Origin of the sequence: Aliifodinibius sp. S!AR15-10 (assembly GCF_031569985.1) — a bacterium.
In the GTDB taxonomy this organism is placed as follows: domain Bacteria; phylum Bacteroidota; class Rhodothermia; order Balneolales; family Balneolaceae; genus JAMQKA01.
In genome coordinates this window covers 1-22,738 of record NZ_JAMQKA010000040.1, presented here as the reverse complement: position 1 = coordinate 22,738, position 22,738 = coordinate 1, and the positions used below count along the sequence as shown (strand labels likewise).

Sequence of the window (22,738 nt, the reverse complement as noted above, 5' to 3'; positions counted from 1 at the left end):
TACACACAATGATTTACGAAGGTATATTCAGAAGGCCAAGAATTAAAACTAATAAAATATTGGCGAAGTTTTCACACCATTTTAAGGGTGATGTGATTAATGTTTCTGGAGCTAGTGATTCTGATAAGCAAACCAATTTTTGGGATTACTATTTTGGTGATTATGATAAAGGCAAACGATATAAAAATTATTTTAAAAATTGTAACTCATATACAATCAGTAACTATCCAAGAGATAAAACTGAATATAGTATCAACGAAGATGAAATGATTTTTTTGGACCTTGAAGAAGAAATTGATAGTAGTTTAGAAAATAATTTTGATGTTGTTTTTTGCCACACTGTTTTAGAACATGTATTTGATGTTTTTAAGGCATTTCAAAATTTAGCCGACCTTTCAAACGATATCGTAATAGTAGTAGTACCTCAGTTTCAAGTAATACATGATTATCGGAGAGGTTACAGGGATTATTGGCGATTCACACCATTTTCCTTAGACAAGCTTTTTGAAAAAAATGGGTTGGAGGTTATATATCGAGAAACTACAAACGGAATATCCGAATCGATGTATTTATTTTATGTAGGATCAAAAAGACCTGAAAAATGGGAAGATATTTTTGAAAAAGAAATTGTCCCACCTAAAGATTATTTAAATCCTAAAAACGATGGTTCTCAGTATACTCAATTATCAAGATTACACATAAAATTTGACTTTCTTGTTAGAATGATACTTAAAAAGTTAAAAACGTTTTTAAAATAGCAGTTAATATTTTCCATGGAAATAACAGTAGTTATAACTACATATAAAAGATCAGAAATTGTAAAGAGAGCAATAAAAAGTGTCGTTAACCAAACTTATACACCCAATGAAATTATTGTTATAGAAGATGCATCAGATTCTGGGACTGATCACTGGTTACAGGCAAATTATCCTGGAATAAAATATCATAAAACCGAAAAAAATTTAGGTCTTGCCGGAAGCAGAAACAAAGGAATAGAATTATCCAATGGTGATTGGATAGCTTTTCTGGATGATGATGACGAGTGGTTGCCCAACCGGTTGAAAGAACAGGTAAATTGCTTTAACAATTTAAGGAAAGAAGAGAAAAAGAATTTGGCTTGTATGCAAGTGGGTACTGTTATACTAAATAAATCCGGAGAAAAAATTAATTCACAAATGCCAATGAACGAAGGAAATATTAGGGAAAGTATAAAAAAATATGGGGCGAGCACTCCTTCCTCTTCTTTTTTAATAAATAAGGCGGCTCTTAAAAATGTAGGTGGATTTGATGAATATTTAATATCGGGAATAGATCACGATATATTGATGGAATTAGCTATAGCCGACTATGAAACAAGAGCAGTACAAAAGCCGTTAGTTAAGATCTATCAGGAAGATGTAGATACTATGATGACAGATACTCGAAAGAGAATTAAAGGTTTAAAGCAATATACCAGTAAGTGGGAAAATACTTTTAGAGAATGGTATGGAGATAAATCTGGAGAGCACTATGCACGGAAGTATTTTATTAGAGTCATTAGTCCCTTGGCTGCTATTAACTTGGTAAATAGAAATTGGGAAGAAGCTGGTATCACATTTAAAGAGTTGCTTGGACATGTTAAATATAATCCCTTTTTATTTTTATTTATGTTTTACTCCTTCTTAAAAAAGTATGTGTTTATAACAAATCCTGAGGTTAGAAAGAGAATAAAAGCTGTACGAAAATATTTATCATGACAGTTAAAAAAGAGAGTATAGATTATTTTAACATTTTTATTGGATTGTGTTTGTCAGGTAACCCCTTATTTACTTCATCGGGTTATTTCGAAGTGCTGTTGATTCTATTTTCAATATATTTAACAGCTTATTATTTAAAGGGGGTATATTTTAGTATAAATAGTTTTCTGTTAATTTCAATTTGCTATTCCTGCCTATTTTTTATTCAAATATTTTCATTTGGAACTCTTAATGCAGTTACTTATATAGGTTTCATTGTAAAGCTGTATATCGGTTATGTCTTATTTACGTCAATAAAACAATTCGATACTAAGTTCATATCTGTAGTTCGATTTCTTGTAGTTATAAGTATTCCCTTCTTTTTATTAAATCTGGCAGCTCCCAATTTGAAGTTTATTATACCTTCTTTTTCGAGCTTTATTTATGATATAGAACAAGCATCGATCCATATTGGGATTTATAACTTTATGCTTGACTCAAGTCGAAATGCTGGTATGTTTTGGGAACCAGGAGCATTTGCTGGTTATATAGCTCTTGCTTTGACTTTCTTATTTATAAATAAGAAATCTGGAAAAAGTTATATTACTAAGAATTTGGTCTTATTTAGCATTGGCATAATTACTACTATGTCAACAACTGGTTATATAGCATTAACAATTTTAATAGTATTTTATTTTTATTTACGAAATGATATAGGTGTAAAACGACGAGCTTTATATGTAGTGTTATTACCCTTCCTTATTTTTTTCATCTATACTTCATTTAATAAATATGATTTCCTGGAAGAGAAAATAAAACAGCAATATATACAGGCTTTAGATCGTGAGGATAATTGGAGACTCAATAGATTTGGTACTCTAATAATGGATTGGGAGTATATAAAAAACAGACCTTTAACAGGTTGGGGGTTCCATCAATCCACTCGATATCAACTCAATCCAAGTGATGCTGAGATTGCTTCCGGGGCTGGTAATGGAATGTCCGATTTTATTGCGAAAACAGGGATACCATCTTTCTTTTTGTTTTTATTTTTAGTTTATAAAGGGGCAAGGAAGAAATTTACTCTTACTAAATTAGAAAGTATTACTGTAATTGCAATTATCTTGGTTTTACTTCAAGGTGAAGGTTTTTTAAACTTTCCAGTTTTTTTAGGTCTGTTCTTCACCCCATTCTTAAAATAAGTTTTTGAAAATATGGCATTTTATTATACAGTAATTGATAGAAAAGCAAAGGTTTTATTACTAAATAATTATGAAGATCTTCCAGAGATTGCAAAGGGCCTTTCTGACTTGAGGTATGATATAGATATTATTTGTGGAACTTGGTGGACCCTTGAGCATATTAAGAGAGTTATTAAAGTAGCATATATCTACTATTCAGTAAATAACAAGTATGATAATATAAATGTTATAATTGCATGTAATACGCTAAAAGAATATAGATATCTAAAAATATTGGGTATAGAAGTATTATTTTGTAACCAAAATTGTTTTGTCGATGAAAATTTATTTCGAATTTGTGATAAAGTTGATAGGAAGTATAAAGCTATATACAATGCTGTTTTAAAAGAATGGAAAAGACATTATTTATGTAACGAAATAGAGAATTTGGGAATTGTCACTTATAATTTTAGTAATACTGAATATAAAAATAGATTAGATAAATCATTAGATGATCCCTATTGGTTCAATTATAATAATGGAGAACCTCTATTTTTAAATAATGAACAATTGGTAAAGGCTCTTAATCAAGCCCAAGTGGGACTAGCTTTATCCAAAGAAGAGGGAGCAATGTATGCATCAATAGAATATTTGATGTGTGGTCTTCCAGTTGTTAGTACATCATCAAAAGGAGGGCGTGATGTTTTTTTCAACAATAAAAACTCAGTAATAGTAGAGCCTACCCCTAGCGCTGTAAAGGAAGGTGTAGATTATTTTCTAGAAAGAGATATAGATCCCTATCAGATTCGAGAAGTTACTCTTAATAAAATTCATGAACATCGGGAAAGATTCATTAGCTATGTTAATAAATTAATAAAAAAGAAAGGGGTTTCGCATGATATATCTGATACATGGAATCAATGGTTTGTTCACAAACTTCGACATGAGGGAACCATTAATAAAATAAGAAGAGAACTTGAGTGATTTTCAATAATGGGCAAGCGAAAAAAAATTGCGGTTTTACTTACGTGCCATAATAGAAAGCAAAAAACATTAAACAGTTTACATTCGCTTTTCAAGTGTGATTTACCAAAAAGTATCCAATTTAGTGTTTTTTTGGTTGATGATGGATCAACTGATGGAACATCCGACGCTATATCTAAAGAATTTCCTGAGGTTGAACTAATAACTGGAGATGGTAATTTGTTTTGGAATCAGGGAATGCGATTAGCTTGGAAAACGGCTGATAAAAGGGATAACTATGATTTCTTTTTTTGGTTAAATGATGATACGATTTTAGATGAAAAGGCATTCCATCATATTTTTAATACCTATAAAGAAGCCAAGAGGCACGAGGGCAATTCAGTTATAATAACAGCAGCATGTCGAGCTAAGGAAGGGACTTCTCGTTTTTCCTATGGTGGGCGTGATGATAAAGGGGCTGTTATTCCCAATGGAGAATTGCAATCTTGTAAATTGATTAATGGGAATGCTGTTTTAATTCCCAGAAAAATTGTTGAAGAAATTGGCAATTTATCTGATGATTATACACATGCAATGGGTGATTTTGATTATGGTTTAAGAGCCATAAAAAATGGATTCGCTTGTTATACAACAAAGGAATTTGTAGCTACTTGCCCTCCTAATGATGAAATTCCTAATTGGTGTAATCCGAAAATACCATTAAAAAGAAGATGGCAATTGATGCATAGTCCACAAGGGTTGAATATTCAAGAGCATCTTGTTTTTAGGGAGAAGTTTTGGGGAATAAAATGGGTAGTTTATGCATTGAAAGCATATTTAAAAGTATTATTTCCAAGAATTTACAGAAGATTGAAATCTTAGAATGAAACAGATAGCACCAATAGCCCTTTTTGTTTACAACAGACCTGAAAAGATAGAAAGGACCATAAATAGTTTACAAAAAAACTTTTTAGCAGAAAAAAGTGAACTATTTGTGTTTTCAGATGGTCCTAAATATCCAAAAGACAGAAAAAATGTTAAACAGGTTCGTGAATATTTGCAGGAAGTTGATGGTTTTAAGACGGTCCAGATTAAGGAGTCAACTGACAATAAAGGTCTATCAACTTCTATTATAAATGGTATTACTGAGATGTTTACTAAATATGGAAAAGTAATAGTTTTGGAAGATGATTTAATAACATCACCTAATTTTTTAGACTTTATGAATCAAGCGTTAAACTACTACGATAATAAAAGTAAAGTAATGTCAATAAATGGTTATTCTTTGGATGTAGGAAAAAAGGAAAATTGCAGTGATGTTTATTTTCATCCTAGAACTTATTCTTGGGGTTGGGCAACTTGGAAAGAATATTGGGATCGGAAAAAGTTTCAAACAGATTATATTATTGATAATTTTTCAAACGTAGATGTAGAAGAATATAAAAACATGATGGGAAACGATGCATTTAAAATGCTTGAAAGATCAATCAATAATTTAAATGATTCTTGGTATGCAAGATGGATCTTTCAGCACTTTGAAGAAAACAAGTTGTCTGTATATCCTTTTATTTCAAAAGTTAAAAATATTGGATTTTCAGAAGAGGGAACACACTGTAAAACTATAAACGCACATCAAATAAAATTTGATCAATCAAACAAGAGAAAATTTTCATTTACTGCCAATATTAATGTTCAAAAACAAATTAATAAAAGATTTAAAAGATATTTCAGTAAGTGGTATAAGGTTACTTATCGGTTTCAAATGCTCAAAAGTTTAGAAAGTATAAAACTTCTTTATAGAGATTTATGGCAAAAGCTAAAATAAAGATTATCTTTCGAAGATTTATAGCCCTGTACTTTAATCCGTTGGTAGAATTTGTATATCGTATAAAGTTCAAGTTTATATCATTTGGAAAACCACCCATCATCATTCTAACACCAGGTAAAGTTGGCTCTTCCAGTATTTATAAAACACTAAAAAGTGAATTTAAAAATCCTGTCTTTCATATTCATCGATTGTCGGCGGGAGGGGTAGAACATTCAATAATGCAACACCTTAATTCAGACCGTAAATCACGCCCCCTACATTTAATTGTTGCAAAATTACTGCGCGAGAAACTTAAAGCATACGATGGTGATCTTTATATCATTACAAGTATAAGAGAACCAATATCACGGGCGGTTTCCGCATTCTTTCAAAATACTGATTTTTATAAGAACGAAATTGAAAAGGCAGGCCTGAATATTGATCAGGATAAAGCAAAAAAGCTTTTATCAGAAAAATTAGATGCAAGTATTACAGATAAACTCGAAAACTGGTTTGAAGAAGAAATTAAGAGAAATTTTAATATAGATGTATTTGAAGAGCCGTTTAATACCTCAAATAACTATTTAATAAAAAGAAAGGATGATATTAGTTATTTGTTGCTAAAAATGGAAGCTTTAGATGAAACCTTTCCCATTGCAATTAAGGATTTCTTGGATTTGCCTAGTACTTTAAAACTCAAAAATACTAATATCGGTTCTGAAAAGCATTATTCAAAAGCATATAGAAATATTAAGAAAGATATCTCTATAAATACAAAGGACTTGGAAAAGATCATAAAATCTAAATTTTTCAAGAAATTCTACCCAAATAGTACAGAGTTGGTTAAACAAAAATGGGGCGACACCTAAATGATTATTCAGGTACTTCTATATATAGCTAAGAAAAGTTGGATTAAGGAAGTACTGAAATCCACTGAGACACTTATACTACATATCTGACAACCCCCTGTATTGTCTATGGTGGCTACCCGAGAGAGATGATTGATTTGTCCCACCAAGGATATAGATAACTTTCAAAGAATCTGGAACAATTGATTAAAAAACGGATTTAAGAAAGAAAATGAGTAAAGCTGCGAAACAAAAGATTTAAAGAAAACTTTACCATTGATCAATTCGAAATGAGATTAGAAACATTCTTGATGAGATTATTAATTAGTTGAACTTTTTACAAAAATAAGATTATATTAAACCAAAATTTCCTCGCAATAAGTCTACTAAAATGAGTAAATCCCTGGAATTGATGGGTTACAGAATTACAGAGAACGTCCCGTCAATTAGCTTCGAAAACAAAACGATCATAAATACAATTAATCCTCACAGTTTTGTTGTTGCAGAAGAGGACGAAGATTTTAAGGCCGCATTGCTAAATAGTGATTACCTACTTCCAGATGGAGTAGGTATTGTTCATGCAGCAAAACTCATTAAGAATAGGGCTATACCACGTATTACAGGTCCAGATTACCATGAATTTGTCCTGTCTGAATTGAATAAAGAGGGTGGAAGTTGCTTCTACCTGGGGTCTTCTCTAAAAACGTTAAAGAAAATTGAGAAGCGCTTACGAAAAGAATATCCAAAATTAAATTTTGATACCTATTCACCGCCTTTCAAGGAAAAATTTAGTGAAGAGGACAATGAATTAATGGTGGAAAAGGTTAATGCGTTCAAACCTGACGCCCTATTTGTAGGAATGACAGCACCTAAACAAGAGAAATGGGTATATAAACATCATGAACGATTAGAAGCCAAAGTAATATGCTCTATTGGGGCTGCCTTTGATTTTTTTGCCGGTACAAAAAAGCGACCAGCAAGAATTTGGGATAAGCTAGGTTTGTCTTGGTTACCAAGATTTTTGAGCGAACCTAAACGTCTCTGGAAAAGAAACTTAATATCTACACCGCTTTTCTTAAGGCAGGTTGCTAAACATAAGCTAAACTAAAATTATTTAGGACTGGGTTATGTAACCTGGAAAGTTTAGGCTTTAATGGTAATGTCTAATTAGATGGCGTTATTTGCACACAATGTTTGCCTCCCCCAGAACTGCATGCCTAAACGCTTATTCGACTCCGTCGCGGAAACCCATTCTCCTCCGCTCAGAATGACTTGGCAAAGGTTCCCAGAAGAGTTTCACCTCTGTATTACATTTTTCAGAAATGTAAATTTGAGCCCTTTTCAAGAAAGATTTCTCCCGAAGGCTTTCGGGATCGAAATGACGCTGACATGGAGGGGCTTGGTTGTGGTTTGCCCTCGAAGAATAGAACCTTTATCCCCCGAACTGGGAAAGTATGTAGCCCGTAGCGCTGCTGCGGGGAGCAATGACATGTGGGATGGTGCAGCCCACCGTAGAGGTGGACCGCACCCGTGACCTACACGATGAAATTTTATTAGCCCCCTCAGCCATCGCCCCGCATTAAAATACGGGGCTATGCACATTCGTGTGTTTAAACACACGCAGAGTTTCTAGCCTGGTATTTTCAATGCCAGGCGATTTGAGGAAGAGGCTTCCGATTCGCTAGGTTCCCAGGGCAGCAATATCGAGACCGTTTTGCTATTGATTGTCCAATCCCAACCGCGCCCTTTTCAGGAAAGATTTCTCCCTGACGCTCGAAATGACGACAACGGGAGAGGGCTTGGTTGTAGATAGCTGCCCGCCCTCTAACATAATGCCCCTACCCCCAGAACCGTCATCTCGAGCGGAGCTTGCGAAGTGAGAGATCTTCCTCGGAAAAGGGCAGGGACGTAAACAGCGCTACTAATCTGAAAGACAGTTCTATCACCAGTTTAGGGCCTTTTTTATCCTGGCTTCCAAAAGGGTGTTTAGGCCATATAACCTGTGGTAGCTCACTCTTAAACCGAGCCCTTTTCAGGAAAGATTTCTCCCTCGCGGTCGAAATGACGTTGAAGTTAAGGTGGCTGGGTTGTTGATTGCGTCCCGCCCTCTGAGAATAGAACTCAGCCCCTAAACCGTCATCTCGAGTGGAGCCTGCGCAGCGAGAGATCTTCCTCGGACAAGGGCAAGAGCGGGGAAATGCAACCTGACCATCCGCAGCCAAGGAAAGGGAGATTCTTCGACTCCAGTACCGAAAGCTTTCGGTACTTCCGCTCAGAATGACGCGACGTTGTTTACCTGCAGACTTCATCGTACAGATCAACCCAATCCGGATTCAGTCGATTGATTAAGGCCTCTTTCTTTTTCCGTTTCCAACCCTTGATCTGCTTTTCACGTTCAATAGCCTTTTGCGGAGAACGGAAATGTTCTACATATATAAGTTTATCGATATTATATCGCTTGGTAAAACCATCAGCCAATTTGTGCTTATGTTCCCAGCACCGGCGTACAATATCGTTGGTAACCCCGGTATATAAAACGGTGTTATGCCGGTTCGTCATAATGTAAACAGTATATTTATCCTTCATAGGTATTTATGATCCTGTTCAATCGAATTCCTTACAGATTTTTTTAAAGAAAGTTGGATTAACAACGCTGTGTCATCCTTTCCTGAGAGCCCCTTGTACGGTCGTTGCCAGTGAAGGGAGATTCTTCGACTTCAGGCCGAAAGACACGTCCTTCCGCTCAGAATGACATGGCGTTGTTCTCTTTTAAAAGGAAAGGGTATACAAAATAACAACGCTGCGTCATCCTGAGTGTAGTGAGGAGGTACGACGAACGGAATCGAAGGATCTCCATAAATCTGGCAACGTATCATGAGTGCCACCTTATCCACTCGCTGCAAGGAAAAGGGAGATTCTTCGATTCCGGCCTTGCAAGACCACAAGGCCTCCGCTCAGAATGACACGACGTTGTTTTAATAACCTTTGCCAATAATTGTGTCTTTCCGGGCAGGCAAAAACACTTTTAACAATTTCTTTCCATTTCAATAACCGGAGGTAAATAACCGCTTCTTAACATTGCCTAGTAGCACACAAATTGTATCAATTTATAAATTCCAAATAAAAAAAATTTCCCCGGGAACAATTAACTCATTGCGGCATATAATCTTATAAATATTAAAACTCTCTAATAATTGTGTGGCAAATTTAACTTCTTTGCGTATTTTTGTACCCTTGAACTCCAAAATCAGCATGCAGAGTGTTTAGTTGGCTTAATACAGGCGCAAAACAACATAACTATGGATTTTAATTTAACAGCAGAGAGCGTAATACCCATTGCTGCGTGCATAGGTGCCTTCATTATCGCCTACTACGTGATTCCGGTTATTATAAATGTCTCTCATCTGAAACACCTTTTTGACGACCCAACGGACTCTCGCAAGCTCCACACGGATGCCACCCCGAACCTGGGAGGAATAGCCATATTCAGTGGCCTGACTACTGCATTTTTACTGAGCAGTTATGCAACGGCCGGCTGGGTGCCTTATGTATTGGCGGGACTTGTAATCCTCTTCTTTTCCGGTATCAAGGATGACATCATGGTGATATCCCCCAGGAAAAAGCTTGCACTCCAAATACTGGCAATAGCGGCACCGATTGTAGGAGCCGGCGTTATGATCACAGATCTCGGTGGTGTCTTTGGCCAGCAGGCGATACCCGGGTGGGCCGGCATTGCACTTACCTTTTTTACGATGGTGGTCGTGGTGAATGCCTATAACCTTATCGACGGCATTGATGGACTGGCGGGTGGAGTGGGCGTTATCGTATCGCTCTTTTTCGGCAGCTGGTTCTGGTCGGAGGGACTGATGCCGGAGGCGGTGCTTGCCTTTACGCTGACAGGTTCTATCCTAGCATTCCTCTGGTTCAACTTTGAACCCGCGTCCATATTCATGGGCGATACCGGGTCGCAGGTCATCGGCTACGTGCTGGCATTCCTGGCCGTTCGCTTTGTTGACTTCGGCGTATCAACAGAAACGGCGGTCCTGTTCAAGAACGAAGTCCCGGTGCTGATCCTGGCGGTGCTCATCGTCCCACTTTATGACACATTGCGAGTATTTCTGTTGCGTGCAAGTAAAGGGCGCTCTCCATTTTCCCCCGATCGCCTGCACGTGCACCATCAACTGATCGATGCCGGTTTTTCCCACCGCTCCATATGCTACATCATCTATAGCCTGAACCTCTGCGTTATCGGCCTCACCATACTGATGGCCGGGACCAACGTAAACCTCATTTTGGCAACGATACTCGGCTTCTCAGTGGTCCTGTTTCCCACCACGGGACTGAAACGAAATATCTTGGAAGCCATGGGATTCAAGATGCCCTCTGCGCGCCATATCAACATCCTGGAGCGCAAATACGGCTTTACCCAAAAAACCATCGGTCGCGAGATGATCGTCACCAATGATGATATTGAGGAGACTACAGATGTCGATTCAGAATATGATTACGAGGAGCAGGACCACGAGTACGGCGAAGTAGCGAAGATGTAGCTGGTTGAATTGTTGAGACGTTGAAGTATTGAGTATTGAAGCAATGCTTACCTCACAGTGCTTGGTACCGTTCGCTCTGCGGCGGTACCTGGCGGGCGCTCTGCGTCCAATGCTCTCAAGCCCCCGGTTTGTTTCATAAGTGCAAACCGAGCCCTCCTCAGGAAAGATTTCTCCTTGTCAGTCGAAATGACGATGAGGTGAAGGGGCATGGATGTTGATCATGGCCCGCCCTCGAATATAATAACCCCACCCCTGAACCGTCATCTCGAATGGAGCCTGCGGAATGAGAGATCTTTCCTGAAAAGGGTAATGGTCGGGAGAACCCCAAATAAAACCCTTTCATGCTATTGTAGTGGAAAAAAATGTTGAGAGACAAAGAAGATAGGAAATATGCTTTTAATTGGTTAAGTAGCTTTTAAAAACTTATTATATAGAAAAGTTTACAACTCATTTAATCAGGAAAAGTTGTCAATATAACAACTATGAGTCGGAATAAGGACATAACAACTAGAGATCTCAATAAGGCGCTGCGACAGATTTCCCGCGATGCACGTCGAAAAAATAAAGCATTGGGACTCGAAACTATGTATGAAAGAGATGGCTATCTCGTCAGGTTAGATGCTTCAGGTAAAGAGCACAGGGTGAAAAAGCTGGAAAGAAAAAGAAGAACCTCTCCGCCCAAAGTTATTGAATTTGATTAATGACTGTTTCAAGAGTTAGAATGTTTGCCGGTCCAAATGGATCCGGCAAATCTGATCTTATCCATCGTTTGCAAGAATCTGATTTACCTCTTGGGCCTATCGTGAATGCTGATGAATTGCTTGTCTCATTACAGCATTCCGGATTTATAGACTTGCGTGAGTATGGACTTTCTGGGATTACATCTCAACCCGGATTATTCACCAAGAAATTTGGTTTTGCACAAGGCGAATGAAAAAAGGCGGCGGAAAGGTACTTATGTACCTTGAGCAAGTCATTTTTCATTTAACGATGTTCACGACCAAATTTCGCAGTCTTCTGCTACATTACTCAATTGGAGCTATACTTAAATTTCGATATATGAAATAACATCAATCACTCAAACTTCAACTTTTTTCTATTTCGTGAATAATCCGGGTTTCAAGATTGGGATAAGGCATTAAAAGGAGAGATTAATGAGATTAAGTCACGTATAGCAAAAGCTGATAGTATACCGAAAGTTCAAATAGAAGAGGATATGCTCATATGCAAAGAGAGTGATTTAGATGCATACAGCGTTGCGTTGATGGCCGATTTTATTCGTTATATGCTGATAGAACAGGAACAAACGTTTAGTTTTGAAACCGTAATGTCTCATCCTGGTAAGATAGATTTCTTACAAGTAGCGAAAAAAAGTGGATACAAAACATACCTTTACTTCATCGCTACAGACGATCCGGAAATCAATATTAGCAGAGTTAATAATCGGGTCCAAAAAGGGGGGCATCCTGTACCTAAAGAAAAAATTACTGAACGATATGAAAGAAGCTTAAATCTACTATACAAAGCATTGAAGGTGGCAGATCGTGCTTATATTTTAGATAATTCCAAAAGACGAAGTTCTGTACTGTTTGAAAAAAAGAATGACGGGAAGGGATATTTACAGGTTGAGAACTATCCCAGATGGTTTGAAAAAGCAGTAATAGAAAAACTAAATTGAACCCGTTTATCGGTTACCCAATTGGCTTTTAATACAAATTAGGAGCTAATTGAATCCACCCGGTCGCAAAAACAGCGGCCGGGTGGATTGAAACAGAATCTTAACTTGTAACCGACTTAAATTGATATAACTAATTTTTTCCTAATATGGAATTAGCCCCCGATTAGATATACGGGAACTATCAGGTACAAACCAGCGTCCTCCTCAGGAAAGATTTCTCCTTGTCAGTCGAAATGACGATGAGGTGAAGGGGCTGGGTTGGAGATAGCTGCCCGCCCTCTGAGAACAGAACCCAACCCCTCAACCGTCATCTCGACCGAAGCTTGCGCAGGGAGAGATCTTCCTACGAAGAGGGCAAGGACGGAAACAGCGCCCGCTAATACCTAATAAAGCCTGAGTTCGAAATAAGAAATACTTAAACAAATAACTGTGATCCCGAGAAGCTTTGATGATGGCCGATTATCCTGTATGTAAAATCAGCTGATTTCACATTTCACACTTGGAACCGGGATGGGCAGGATCTAAGGATTTTCGGGATTCCTTCTCAGGTAAACATGACCATCCCGCAGATCCACTAATCCTGTAAATCCTGGTTCCAATTTTCCCCGATGGTCACATAATCCCTCATAATGACAGATTCGATATCAAACTGACGTTAATAAAGGTCACTGGTTCAATCACTGGGAATAAGCCAAATAACTTTGAAAGGAGCAGCTTACCGTTGCACCCGTGACCTACACGAGATGAAATTTAGGTTAGCCCCCTCAGCCACCGCCCCGCATTGAAATACGGGGCTATGCTCTTTCGTGTGTTTAAACACACGCAGGGTTTCTAGCCTGGTATTTCAATGCCAGGCGATAGGGGAAGAGGCTACTGATTCGTTGGGTTCCTAAAGCAGCAATATCGAGACTGTTTTGCTATTGATTGTCCAATCCAAACCGAGCCCTATTCCGGAAAGATTTCTCCCTGACGCTCGAAATGACGTTATAATGAATGGGGCATTGGTTGTAGATAGCTGCCCGCCCTCTAATACAATAACCCTACCCCCAGAACCGTCATCTCGACCGCAGCTTGCGTAGGGAGAGATCTTCCTCGGAGAAGGGCAAAAGCCAGGAGCAACACAGTGAAACCAAATAAAGCTCCATTCTGTGATTAGTACCTTCCCGCTTATTTGCAATAAGCTCTTCCAAGGTCTCATTCTAGAATCCTAATTCTGTCTTCCGGCCTTTGTAAAGGTGACCGCCCGGAAGGAAACGGAGTGAAGCGTAAAGAAAAAATCTGTGATTTTTTTAGCGGAACGCAGAGCCCTTCAGGTCAGGTTTACATCAGCCGGTGATTTTTTTGATTCGTTTTTTTATCGGTAAAAAAATGAATACCCAATAAATAGATAAAAGTCCGTATCAGATATACAGGAACAATCAGTATAAAACCAGCATCCTTTTCCGGAGAAATTTTCTCTCCCGAAAAATACTTAAACAAATAACTGTGATCCCGAGAAGCTTTGATGATGGCCGATTATCCTGTATGTAAAATCAGCTGATTTCACATTTCACAGTTGGAACCGGGATGGGCAGGATTAAAGGATTTTCGGGATTCCTTCTCAGGTAAACATGACCATCCTGCAGATCCTTTGATCCTGTAAATCCTGGTTCCAATTTTCCCCGATGGTCACATAATCCCTCCCAATGACAGACTTGATATCGAACGGACATTAATAAAGATCACTGGTTCAATCACTGGGAATAAGCCAAATAACTTTGAAAGGAGCAGCTTACCGTTGCACCCGTGACTGCACCAGATAAAATTATATTACCCCCCTCAGCCACCGCCCCGCATTGAAATACGGGGCTATGCTCTTTCGTGTGTTTAAACACACGCAGGGTTTCTAGCCTGGTATTTCAATGCCAGGCGATAGGGGAAGAGGCTGCTGATTCGTTGGGTTCCTAAAGCAGCATTATCGAGACTGTTTTGCTATTGATTGTCCAATCCAAAACCGAGCCCTTTTCAGGAAAGATTTCTCCCTGACGCTCGAAATGACGTTTGAGTGGGGAGCTTGGTTGTTGATTGCGGTCCGCGCTCCCAAAACAAAAGCCCAATCTACCAAACCCGTCATCTCGACCGCAGCTTGCGGAGGGAGAGATCTTCCTAAGAGGAGGGCAAGGACGGAAACAGCGCCGCTAATACCTAATAAAGCCTGAGTTCGAAATAAAAAATACTTAAACAAATAACTGTGATCCCGAGAAGCTTTGATGATGGCCGATTATCCTGTATGTAAAATCAGCTGATTTCCCATTTCACAGTTGGAACCGGGATGGGCAGGATCTAAGGATTTTCGGGATTCCTTCTCAGGTAAACATGACCATCCTGCAGATCCGCTAATCCTGTAAATCCTGGTTCCAATTTTCCCCGATGGTCGAACTGACGTCACTTGAGAACCTTGTGACAGTATCAAAGGCAAACAGCCCAATCCTGCCACGAACAATTCCTAATTCTTAATTCCTCATTTTTAATTCTTCCAACAGCTGCCCGAACCGCTGATTATTTGGATAAAGCTCAACAAGCTTCTGTGCATAGGGGAGAGCATCCTGATACCGGTTCTGCTGAACGTACAGCGTGCAGATACCGTAGAGGTAATCCCCGTTCTCCGGCGCCAGGTCGATCGCCTGCTTGTATACCCCCTCCGCCTTTTGCGGTTGCCCCAGCCGCTGCAGCGAGATCGCCCAGTTATAGCGCACGCGGTGATTTTGGGGCATCAGGGACGCCGCCTTCTCAAAATGGGGCAGGGCATCCGGTAGCCGGTCCTGTTCCGCCCGCAGCAGTGCCAGGGAGTAGTGGGCCGGCCCGTAGGAGGGCTCCTGCTCAATCACCTTGTTCAGCAGCTCACCCGCCCGCTCGTTTTGTCCCGTTTGGTTATAAAGGTAGGCCAGGTTCAGGCGGGCCGCGTTAAAATAGGGATCCTTCTCCAGGGCCTTTTGATAAGCCGCTATCGCCTGCTGCGTCTGTCCCTGCTTCTCAAAATATTGCCCCCGGTTCATCTGTCCCTGCGGGAAGTACTGGTTGAGGTCGAGGTAGGCCCGGTACTCCGCCATCGCATCGTTGAACGGCTGCTTGAGGTTGAACGCGATATCCTGCACCGAGAACTCCGCCAGTCCCTGCGCCGCCGCCAGCCGCACCGCCTTCACCGAGTCATCAAGTGCATCCTGCAGGGGCAGTCGCCGCATCTCTGCCGGGAATCCTGAAATTGCCCGCGCCACACTGTTTCGCACCTTGGCGCTCTCGTCGTTGGTATATTGGCCAAGGATATCCAGGCTTGCCTGCGTGCCGAACTGCCCGAGGTACCAAGCCGAGGTGGCCCGCACGATATCATTATATGCTGTGTCTGAAATAACGGTCTCCAGCTCCGGGATAGTCTCTGTTCCAAGTGAGTCGGCACGCAGGAAGATCTCAGAAAAGTGGTCGGGGCGCGTGGGACCATACCACTGCTCTATTTGTTGCGCCGCCCAGTCCGCGGTGCGGTCGTCATGGCAGTCGTTGCAGGCGTTGGGATTCCCGAACTTCCGGCTCAGGTCGGGACGCGGCACGCGGAAGCTGTGGTCGCGGCGAAAGTCCACCTCCATGTAGTACCGCCCGGGCATATGGCAGTTGATGCACTGCGAGCTCTCCGTATTCGGCTCGTGGAAGTGGTGTGCCCGGCTGTTATATGTTGGCACGTGGCACTGCATGCAGAGGGTGTTGTCAGTCACGTTGGCCTTGAGCTCCAGGGTATGGGGATTGTGGCAGTCGGTACATTGCACCCCCTTCTTATACATCTTGCTCTGCAGGAACGAGCCGTACACGTAGACCTCCTCTTTGATCTGCCCGTCGGCAAAGTAGGCTTCCAGGTGGGGCAGCGTGGGACTGAAATGGTTCATGAAATCGCCCTTGTGCTCGTAGCCCGGTTCCAGCTTTTCCCGCAATGCGTGGCAGGGGGCGCACTGGTTAATCAGCTCCACCTGGCCGGTGCTGCCCGTCATCTTTAGGTCCTCACGGATGCGGTCAATCGTGGCCTGCTTCGCCTCTTCCGACTGCATCAGCTCCACATGTTCCTTCCCCGGCCCGTGGCACGACTCACAGCTCACGTTGATGCTCGACCACGTGGTATGAAAGGAGTCGGCTTCCGCAATGTAGTTCTGCTTGAGGTTTGTAGAGTGGCAGTCGGCGCACATCGTGTTCCAGTTCATTGCCCCGCCCGTCCAGTGCAGCCAGTCGCCGTGCCGGATATCCTCCTCCGGGTTGAGGGCAAACCACTCTTCCTTCTCCGTATCCCACGCGATATTCAGCGCTTGCAGCTTCCCCTTCCCAAAATCGACCAGGTACTGCTGCAGCGGCTCCCATCCAAAGGTATAGGAGATGCTGTATTCGGTGAGCTCCCCGTCGGGACCGGGCGCTTCCACCATAAACCGGTCGCCCTCGCGATAGAAACGGTACTGCTGACCATTGTGGGTAAAGCTGGTGTTGTCAAAATCGCCTCGCACATATTCATCCGTGGCCTTCTTCATGGCGTAATCGTGGTGCGAGTGTTGCCAGTCCGCAACCTGCTCCTGGTGGCACGACTGACATTTCTCAATACCCACAAACTGTGCGTTTCCAGGAGAGGAGTCCACTTGTGAGGAACTGCTGTCCTCACCCGACTGCGAGCAACTGTACCCGATCCCGATAACCAGGCAGAGACCAACAATAGTTAATAATACGTACGTGCGATTCATCTATAAAATAACCGAATAATTAATACTACCATCCCATCTGTTTCAAACCGGTTAAACCTATCGTTAATAAGGGTGGCGGTCAATAGGAAATATGGTAGTTGAAACGTTTAAATGTTGAAATGTTGAAGCATTCTTATCTCACAGTGCTTGGTACCGTTCGCTCTGCGGCGGTACTAGACTGACGCTCTGCGTCCAATGCTCTTCAGTGCCCGTGGGGACCATACCTTAGGTTACCCCCCTCATACACCGTCCCGCATTGAAATACAGGGCTATGCTCTTTCATGTGTTTAAAAACACGCAGGGTTTCTAGCCTGGTATTTTCAATGCCAGGCGATAGGGGAAGTGGCTACTGATTCGTTGGGTTCCTAAAGCAGCAATATCGAGACTGTTTTGCTATTGATTGTCCAATCCAAACCGAGCCCCTGACGCTCGAAATGACGACAACATGGAGGGGCTTGGTTGAGGTTTGCGGCCCGCTCTCTATGTTCAAAGCCCTTATCTCTCAACAGTCATCTCGACCGCAGCTTGCGTAGGGAGAGATCTTCCTCGGAGAAGGGCAAGGACGGAAACAGCGTCTCTAATACCTAATAAAGCCTGATTTCACATTTCACACTTGGAACCGGGATGGGCAGGATCTAAGGATTTTCGGGATTCCTTCTCAGGCAAACATGACCATCCTGCAGATCCTCTGATCCTGTAAATCCTGGTTCCAATTTTCCCCGATGGTCACATAATCCCTCCCAATGACAGATTCGATATCGAACGGACGTTAATAAAGGTCACTGGTTCAATCACTGGGAATAAGCCAAATAACTTTGAAAGGAGTAGCTTACCGTTGGCAACCGTGACCTGCACCAGATGAAATTTTGTTTGCCCCCTCAAGCCACCGCCCCGCATTGAAATACAGGGCTATGCACATTCGTGTGTTTAAACACACGCAGGGTTTCTAGCCTGGTATTTTCAATGCCAGGCGATAGGGGAAGAGGCTACTGATTCGTTGGGTTCCTAAAGCAGCAATATCGAGACTGTTTTGCTATTGATTGTCCAATCCAAACCGAGCCCCTCTCAGGAAAGATTTCTCCCTGACGCTCGAAATGACGTTTGAGTGGGAAGCTTTGTTGTTGATTGCGGTCCGCGCTCCCAAAACAAAAGCCCAATCTACCAAACCCGTCATCTCGACCGCAGCTTGCGGAGGGAGAGATCTTCCTAAGAGGAGGGCAAGGACGGAAACAGCGCCGCTAATACCTAATAAAGCCTGAGTTCGAAATAAGAAATACTTAAACAAAATAACTGTGATCCCGAGAAGCTTTGATGATGGCCGATTATCCTGTATGTAAAATCAGCTGATTTCACATTTCACAGTTGGAACCGGGATGGGCAGGATCAAAGGATTTTCGGGATTCCTTCTCAGGCAAACATTCCCATCCTGCAGATCCTCTGATCCTGTAAATCCTGGTTCCAATTTTCCCCGATGGTCACATAATCCCTCCCAATGACAGACTTGATATCGAACTGACGTTAATAAAGGTCACTGGTTCAATCACTGGGAATAAGCCAAATAACTTTGAAAGGAGCAGCTTACCGTTGCACCCGTGACCTGAACCAGATGAAATTTTATTAGCCCCTCATCCACCGCCCCGCATTGAAATACGGGGCTATGCTCTTTCGTGTGTTTAAACACACGCAGGTTTTTAGCCTGGTATATTCAATAACAGGCGATAGGGGAAGTGGCTACTGATTCGTTGGGTTCCTAAAGCAGCAATATCGAGACTGTTTTGCTATTGATTGTCCAATCCAAACCGAGCCCTTTTCAGGAAAGATTTCTCCCTGACGCTCGAAATGACGATTATATTTAGGAGCTTGGTTGTAGATAGCTGCCCGCCCTCTAATATAATAGCCCTACCCCCAGAACAGTCATCTCGAATGGAGCCCGCGGAATGAGAGATCTTTCTTGGACAAGGGCACTTGCCAGGTGAAAGACGACAAATCCGAAATAAAGCTCATATAAATCCCCTCCCCGGGAGGGGTGCCGCAGCGGAGCAAGGCGGGGTGGGTTCCCAGGGCAATAGATGTAATGAAGTCCCGGGCACCCTCCAGGGATTTGCAAGAAACCCATTGAAGAGCCCCAAAAAATAAACGAAATTGGGCAGGTAAAACTTTCAGGGTTTTAGGTAACCTTGGAAGTTGTTAAAAGCTAATAAACAACTGAATAGCCAAATTATGAGTAATCGGATCCGGTCCCGTCGTTTGTATTTCATCCTTTTAATGATAATTCTCTTGGTACCAGGAACCCTCCCCGCCCAGGTAGCAACGGAGGATCTCTCGGAGTTAACACTGGAGCGCATATACTCCAGCAATGAATTCCAGGCCGAGGGTATCGGTTCGCTCAAGTGGCTGGAGGACGGCACCGGCTTTACCAGGGTTGAGCCCGCTCCGAATGGTCAGGGGCTGCAGATTGTGCAGTACCTGCTGCCCGGCGGTAAGCGTTCAGTGGTGGTAACGGCAGAACAGCTCACGCCGCACGGGAGCGAAACGTCGCTAGAAGTCTGGGACTACACCTGGTCACCGAATAAAAACAAACTGCTCATTTTCACCAATACCGAGCGGGTGTGGCGCTATAATACGCGCGGCGACTACTGGGTCCTTAACATGCAGAATGACGATCTGCACAAGCTGGGTGGGGAAGAGGCCGAGCCTTCGACGCTGATGTTTGCCAAGTTTGCTCCCGTGGGAAACCGGGTGGCCTATGTTCGGGAGCACAATATCTATGTAGAGCACCTGGCCTCGGGACGAATTACACAGCTGACCCACGATGGTTCAGAAGATATTATCAACGGCACGTTCGACTGGGCCTACGAGGAGGAGTTCCAGATACGCGACGGTTTTCGGTGGAGCCCGGACGGCCGTTCAATCGCCTACTGGCGGCTCGATGCCAGCGGTATTCGCGATTTCCTGATGATTAACAACACTGATTCCCTTTACTCCTATACAATCCCGGTGGAATACCCCAAGGTCGGTACCGCACCCTCCGAGTGTAAAATTGGGGTGGTACCCATATCGGGTGGCGAGACAACATGGATGAATCTGCCCGGTGACCTCCACGACAACTACGTGCCGCGTATGGAGTGGGCCGCTTCTTCTGACCAGATTATCCTGCAGCGGATGAACAGGGCGCAAAATACCAACCGCGTGATGATCGGGAACGCCGACACCGGGGAACTCAAGACGATCTATACCGACCGTGATGAAGCCTGGGTGGATGTGGTTGATGACTGGCAGTGGTATGATAACGACAGCAAGTTCACCTGGGTGAGTGAGCGTGACGGCTGGCGACATATCTACTCTATCTCCAGGGATGGCAGCAACGTCACCAAGCTGACGCCCTGGCCGATGGATATCATCAATATCGAAAATATCGACACCGAGGGCGGCTGGATCTATTATATCGCCTCACCGGATGATCCCACGCAGCGCTACCTGTACCGCAGCCGACTGGATGGAAGCGGGAATCCCCAACGGCTGTCTCCGGCCAGTCAGCCCGGAACCCACAGCTACGATATCTCACCCGATGCCAGCTGGGCGATCCAAACCTACTCTTCTGCCGGCACGCCCCCGGTTACTTCGCTTGTTCAACTGCCCAATCACAACCGGATCAGGGTGCTGGCCAACAACAAGGAGCTTAAGCAGAAACTGCAGCAGCTCAAACGTCGACCGATGGAATTTTTCCGTGTGGATATCGGGGAGGTGGAGCTGGACGGCTACATGATAAAGCCGCCGAATTTTGATCCCAACAAGCGGTACCCGGTTCTTTTTCATGTGTATGGGGAGCCCTGGGGACAGACTGTGCTTGATGAGTGGGGAGGCAGCACCTACCTGTGGCACCTGATGCTGACGCAGAAAGGGTACATCGTGATGAGTGTGGACAACAGGGGAACGCCGGCACCGCGAGGTCGACAGTGGCGTAAGAGTATTTACAAAAAGATCGGCGTGATATCATCGCACGACCAGGCGGCGGCTGCGGAAGCCATTATGAAGCGGTATTCGTTTGTGGATCCTTCACGCATCGGTATCTGGGGATGGAGCGGCGGGGGAGCCATGACCCTGAATATGCTGTTCCGCTATCCCGATATCTACAAGACCGGGATGGCAGTGGCGCCCGTGACCGATCAACACTTGTACGACAATATCTACGAGGAGCGCTATATGGGGCTGCCGTGGGAGAATGAGGAAGCCTATGAAGAGGCTTCTCCCGTCAACTTTGCCGAAAACCTGGAGGGCAATCTCCTGCTGATGCACGGTACCGGCGATGACAACGTGCATTACCAGAATTCGGAGGTTCTGATCAATGAACTGATCAGGCACAACAAAGTGTTCACGATGATGCCTTACCCGAACCGTTCGCACGGCATCTATGAGGGCGCCAATACCTCCCGCCACGTCCGTGAGATGCTCACCTGGTACCTGATGGAAAACCTGCCGGCGGGGGGACGGTAGCAATTATCTCGTTCCGTACCTTAAGTGCTGAACATTTTCGGCTCAGGGTCACGCCAGTCCAATGCACCAGAGGTCAGGCACGAGATGAAATGTTGAGGTGTTGACGGTTAAGTCTAAAGTCAGAAGGTCCAAAGGTGTTGAGACGTTTGAAGTGTCGACGCAATTATTACCTCACAGTGCTTGGTACCGTTCGCTCTGCGGCGGTACCAGGCTGACGCTCTGCGTCCAATGCTCTTAAGAAACCTCCGTTTGTTTCATAAGTGCAAACCGAGCCCTCCTCAGGAAAGATTTCTCCTTGTCAGTCGAAATGACGATTATATTTAGGGGCTTGGTTGTTAATGGCTGCCCGCCCTCTGGATATTATACTCTTACTCATAACCAGTCATCTCGACCAAGTCCGCCTACTGGCGGAAGAGATCTTCCTACGAAGAGGGCAAGGCCGGAAACAGCACCGCTAATACCTAATAAAGCCTGATTTTACATTTCACACTTGGAACCGGGATGGGCAGGATTACAGGATTTTGGGGGTTCCTTCTCAGGCAAACATGACCATCCTGCAGATTCTCTAATCCTGTAAATCCTGGTTCCAAGTGTTCCCTGATGAGACTCTGAATTCCTCACAATGACAGATTTTATCTCGAACTGACGTGTGTGCCTTGAAGTAGAGACATGTTGTCCGACTTAAGCAACATGTTCTTTTACATACTGTTGTAGAGATGGTAGTTGGCCTACCGGAGGCGCTGTCAGCCAGTGCCTT

General features: G+C 43.0%; 15 protein-coding genes. 13 read left to right on the top strand and 2 right to left on the bottom strand.

The features are described 5' to 3' along the window. The first annotated feature begins 8 nt into the window (after positions 1 to 8). From NC796_RS19815 to NC796_RS19780, 8 genes are all read left to right on the top strand, one after another. Entirely contained in the window at positions 9 to 758 is a 750-nt protein-coding gene (locus tag NC796_RS19815; RefSeq protein WP_310687031.1) for a hypothetical protein, read from the top strand. Positions 759 to 773: 15 nt separating this feature from the next. Then, entirely contained in the window at positions 774 to 1,736 is a 963-nt protein-coding gene (locus NC796_RS19810) for a glycosyltransferase family 2 protein (RefSeq protein ID WP_310687029.1), read from the top strand. After that, on the top strand, positions 1,733 to 2,917 hold the full coding sequence (locus tag NC796_RS19805) for an O-antigen ligase family protein (protein ID WP_310687028.1): 1,185 nt from the start codon (positions 1,733 to 1,735) through the stop codon (positions 2,915 to 2,917). Before NC796_RS19810 ends, NC796_RS19805 begins: the two co-directional genes overlap by 4 nt. 12 nt (positions 2,918 to 2,929) lie before the next feature. Next, entirely contained in the window at positions 2,930 to 3,880 is a 951-nt protein-coding gene (locus tag NC796_RS19800) for a glycosyltransferase (protein ID WP_310687026.1), read from the top strand. Positions 3,881 to 3,889: 9 nt separating this feature from the next. Next, entirely contained in the window at positions 3,890 to 4,741 is an 852-nt protein-coding gene (locus NC796_RS19795) for a glycosyltransferase family 2 protein (protein WP_310687024.1), read from the top strand. 1 nt (position 4,742) lies between these two features. After that, entirely contained in the window at positions 4,743 to 5,684 is a 942-nt protein-coding gene (locus tag NC796_RS19790; protein ID WP_310687022.1) for a glycosyltransferase, read from the top strand. Beyond that, positions 5,666 to 6,535 (top strand): putative capsular polysaccharide synthesis family protein, encoded by an 870-nt coding sequence (locus NC796_RS19785; protein WP_310687020.1) that lies wholly within the window; start codon positions 5,666 to 5,668, stop codon positions 6,533 to 6,535. The genes NC796_RS19790 and NC796_RS19785 overlap by 19 nt, the downstream gene beginning before the upstream one ends. 370 nt (positions 6,536 to 6,905) lie before the next feature. Then, positions 6,906 to 7,622 carry a WecB/TagA/CpsF family glycosyltransferase gene (locus NC796_RS19780; RefSeq protein ID WP_310687019.1) on the top strand — a complete coding sequence of 239 codons (717 nt, stop codon included), beginning with the start codon at positions 6,906 to 6,908 and terminating at the stop codon, positions 7,620 to 7,622. Positions 7,623 to 8,806: 1,184 nt separating this feature from the next. On the opposite strand, the gene NC796_RS19775 is transcribed toward NC796_RS19780, so the two are convergent. Continuing rightward, on the bottom strand, positions 8,807 to 9,100 hold the full coding sequence (locus NC796_RS19775) for a GIY-YIG nuclease family protein (protein ID WP_310687018.1): 294 nt from the start codon (positions 9,098 to 9,100) through the stop codon (positions 8,807 to 8,809). Positions 9,101 to 9,813: 713 nt separating this feature from the next. Between NC796_RS19775 and NC796_RS19770 the strand changes: the two genes are divergently transcribed. From NC796_RS19770 to NC796_RS19755, 4 genes are all read left to right on the top strand, one after another. Continuing rightward, positions 9,814 to 11,064, top strand: a complete 1,251-nt coding sequence (locus NC796_RS19770) for an MraY family glycosyltransferase (protein WP_310687016.1) — start codon at positions 9,814 to 9,816, stop codon at positions 11,062 to 11,064. Between the two features lie 482 nt (positions 11,065 to 11,546). Continuing rightward, entirely contained in the window at positions 11,547 to 11,765 is a 219-nt protein-coding gene (locus tag NC796_RS19765) for a hypothetical protein (RefSeq protein WP_310687014.1), read from the top strand. Beyond that, positions 11,765 to 11,998, top strand: coding sequence for a hypothetical protein (locus NC796_RS19760; RefSeq protein WP_310687013.1), 234 nt, complete (start codon positions 11,765 to 11,767; stop codon positions 11,996 to 11,998). Before NC796_RS19765 ends, NC796_RS19760 begins: the two co-directional genes overlap by 1 nt. A 282-nt stretch (positions 11,999 to 12,280) precedes the next feature. Beyond that, entirely contained in the window at positions 12,281 to 12,742 is a 462-nt protein-coding gene (locus NC796_RS19755) for a zeta toxin family protein (protein ID WP_310687011.1), read from the top strand. A 2,492-nt stretch (positions 12,743 to 15,234) separates the two neighbouring features. Here NC796_RS19755 and NC796_RS19750 read toward each other — a convergent pair. Beyond that, on the bottom strand, positions 15,235 to 17,487 hold the full coding sequence (locus NC796_RS19750; RefSeq protein WP_310687010.1) for a tetratricopeptide repeat protein: 2,253 nt from the start codon (positions 17,485 to 17,487) through the stop codon (positions 15,235 to 15,237). 2,220 nt (positions 17,488 to 19,707) lie between these two features. On the opposite strand from NC796_RS19750, the gene NC796_RS19745 reads away from it, so the two are divergent. Beyond that, positions 19,708 to 21,981: a S9 family peptidase gene (locus tag NC796_RS19745; RefSeq protein ID WP_310687008.1), complete on the top strand. Its 2,274-nt coding sequence runs from the start codon at positions 19,708 to 19,710 to the stop codon at positions 21,979 to 21,981. Positions 21,982 to 22,738 lie beyond the last annotated feature (757 nt).

Bases quoted from the DNA above. Each gene is read 5' to 3' on its own strand.
- NC796_RS19785 (WP_310687020.1), top strand. From the start codon at position 5,666: ATGGCAAAAGCTAAAATAAAGATTATCTTTCGAAGATTTATAGCCCTG.
- NC796_RS19805 (WP_310687028.1), top strand. From the start codon at position 1,733: ATGACAGTTAAAAAAGAGAGTATAGATTATTTTAACATTTTTATTGGA.
- NC796_RS19800 (WP_310687026.1), top strand. From the start codon at position 2,930: ATGGCATTTTATTATACAGTAATTGATAGAAAAGCAAAGGTTTTATTA.
- NC796_RS19750 (WP_310687010.1), bottom strand. From the start codon at position 17,487: ATGAATCGCACGTACGTATTATTAACTATTGTTGGTCTCTGCCTGGTT.
- NC796_RS19745 (WP_310687008.1), top strand. From the start codon at position 19,708: ATGAGTAATCGGATCCGGTCCCGTCGTTTGTATTTCATCCTTTTAATG.
- NC796_RS19770 (WP_310687016.1), top strand. From the start codon at position 9,814: ATGGATTTTAATTTAACAGCAGAGAGCGTAATACCCATTGCTGCGTGC.
- NC796_RS19815 (WP_310687031.1), top strand. From the start codon at position 9: ATGATTTACGAAGGTATATTCAGAAGGCCAAGAATTAAAACTAATAAA.
- NC796_RS19795 (WP_310687024.1), top strand. From the start codon at position 3,890: ATGGGCAAGCGAAAAAAAATTGCGGTTTTACTTACGTGCCATAATAGA.
- NC796_RS19775 (WP_310687018.1), bottom strand. From the start codon at position 9,100: ATGAAGGATAAATATACTGTTTACATTATGACGAACCGGCATAACACC.
- NC796_RS19760 (WP_310687013.1), top strand. From the start codon at position 11,765: ATGACTGTTTCAAGAGTTAGAATGTTTGCCGGTCCAAATGGATCCGGC.
- NC796_RS19810 (WP_310687029.1), top strand. From the start codon at position 774: ATGGAAATAACAGTAGTTATAACTACATATAAAAGATCAGAAATTGTA.
- NC796_RS19780 (WP_310687019.1), top strand. From the start codon at position 6,906: ATGAGTAAATCCCTGGAATTGATGGGTTACAGAATTACAGAGAACGTC.
- NC796_RS19755 (WP_310687011.1), top strand. From the start codon at position 12,281: ATGCTCATATGCAAAGAGAGTGATTTAGATGCATACAGCGTTGCGTTG.
- NC796_RS19765 (WP_310687014.1), top strand. From the start codon at position 11,547: ATGAGTCGGAATAAGGACATAACAACTAGAGATCTCAATAAGGCGCTG.
- NC796_RS19790 (WP_310687022.1), top strand. From the start codon at position 4,743: ATGAAACAGATAGCACCAATAGCCCTTTTTGTTTACAACAGACCTGAA.